Annotated in this window: 2 protein-coding genes; one reads left to right on the top strand and one right to left on the bottom strand. The window is 70.2% G+C overall.

Going from position 1 to position 1966, the window contains the following annotated elements; translation table 11 throughout:
- A partial coding sequence (locus FDN03_RS16165) for a tetratricopeptide repeat protein (RefSeq protein WP_212743943.1) occupies window positions 1-581 on the top strand: 581 nt, incomplete at its 5' end.
- A gap of 50 nt (window positions 582-631) precedes the next feature.
- Here the strand turns inward: FDN03_RS16165 and FDN03_RS16160 are convergent.
- Window positions 632-1966, bottom strand: a 1335-nt coding sequence (locus FDN03_RS16160; RefSeq protein WP_138178608.1) for a transposase, incomplete at its 5' end; no start/stop codon positions are given.

Raw genomic sequence — 1966 nt, 5'->3', positions numbered from 1 at the left:
TTCTGACCCCTCATGTACAGTCCCTCGTCGCGCACTCATGCAGCCTGGGGGTGCCTGAAAGCCAGGATTTTCGTGTTCTCCTGCTTGATGTCGTCCGTTATCTTGAGCAGTCAGGCCGGTCGCGAGACGCGTTGGAGATGTCTCTGGCGGCGTATCAGCGTTGGTCCAAGACGCTTGGTGGAGACCACCCTGACACGCTGACCGCCGCTCACCGGTACGGGAACGCACTGGTGCGTCTCGGCGATTACGGTGCCGCACGGAAAGTATTCGAAAGTACACATGCGGGCCGTGGGCGAGCACTCGGAGCAGATCACATGTTAACGCTCGGCACAGCGGCGAACCTCGCTGTCGTCGCCGCGCTGGCCGGCGATGAGCAGGCGGCTCGACGAATCACCGAGGACGTCCTAAACCGTCGGCGGCGGGTACTTGGCGGGGACCATCCTGACACACTGGAGTCAGCCAGTAATCTCGGCGCGCATCTCGACAACCTCGGCGAATGGAGAGCAGCCTGGGAACTCGGGCAAGATACGCTTGCCCGCCGGCAACGCGTGCTGGGGGAAAACCACCTCAGAACGCTGTAGTCGGGGCATATCCGGCTCTCCGCACTGAGCTGGAATGTGTGATCAGTCGATCACGCGGCCGTTGCATAGGTGGTGACGGGTTGTAGCCAGACGGGGCGGGTGGAACGGGACGCGACGTAACGGGCGCGGCGTTGCTGGTTGGCGACGTTGGTCAGGCCGAAGGCGGTCCGGTAGACAAGTTTGATCAGCCGGTTGACTCCCTCGGCCGCGGCGTTGGACAGGCCGTGCAGGACGGCGCCTGTGATCTCGACGCGCCAGTCCGAGACCGTTTCGGCGAGGGTGACGATCTCGGGGACGGTCGCGCCGGTCGTGGCGCAGTAGTCGAAGAACCTGGTGAGGGCCCTGTCGACGTCGGTGCGGGTGGTGGCCCGGCCGGTGCGGGTCGGGGAGAGCGCGAGCAGGCCGAGTAGGTGGTTCTTCGCGCGCCAGGCGGCGCCGATCGCGAAGCCCTCCTCGCCGCCGAGGTCGGCCAGGGTCGTGAGGATCTTCGCGCGGCCGTTGTCGGAGAGTGTGCCGGGGCCGCGCACCAGCAGGTTGCGGATCGTGTATTCGGGGTCGGTGGCCCGGCCGCGGCGGTCGCGTAGCTGGTGGGTGACCCGGCGGCGGACATCCCCGACCGCCTTGTTCGCGAGCTGGGCGACGTGGAACGGGTCGACCGCGATCATCGCGTGCGGGAGCGCGGCGCGGGCGGCAGCCTTGTAGATGGTGGACATGTCGATCGTGACGGCCCGGATGCCCGCGCGCCAGGCGGCGGGCCGGGCCTCGATCCAGCCGGCCGTGGCCGCCGCCGTCCTGCCCTCGACGGCCCCGAGCAGGCCGTGGCCGCCGGCGGAGTCGAACAGCCCGGTCTGCCAGCGGTCTGCGTCGGCGACCCAGCCGCCGGAGATCGGGTCCCGGTGGTAGCGGGGACGGCCCCGGCGGTGGTCGTCGATCCCGAGTACCTCGACGCCCGGCAACGGCCCGGACACCGACCGCGCCGGCCGGCCTGCGCCGGGCCCGCGGCCCGCCTCGCCGTCGACGCCCGTCTCCTCGTCTCCGACCGGCTCGTCGGCCCCGGTCCGCCCGGCCGGGGCGGTGACCACGATCCCCGCCTCCTCGGCCACCGCGACGAAGCCACGGTGCGCGGTGTGCCAGCTGACCCCGGCCGCCCGCGCGACCAGGTCCACCGCGACGACCCAGTCCCCGACCAGGTGGCCCATCGTCTCCTTCGCCGCAGCCGACACCGTCCCGCCACGGGCGGCCAGCGGTCCGCCCTCGGTGAAAACAACCTGGTCACAGCGCTCGTTGTCGCACCAGAACCGGTGCTTGTGCCAGGTCACCGCCATCGGGACCACCGCCAGATGCGCCACCGTCTGCCCGGCTGCCTCCCTGACCCGCCCCGCCGG

This window comes from Glutamicibacter sp. V16R2B1, assembly GCF_005774635.1.
GTDB classification, from domain to species: domain Bacteria; phylum Actinomycetota; class Actinomycetes; order Actinomycetales; family Micrococcaceae; genus Glutamicibacter; species Glutamicibacter creatinolyticus.
This window is presented reverse-complemented; position numbering and strand designations above follow the sequence as displayed.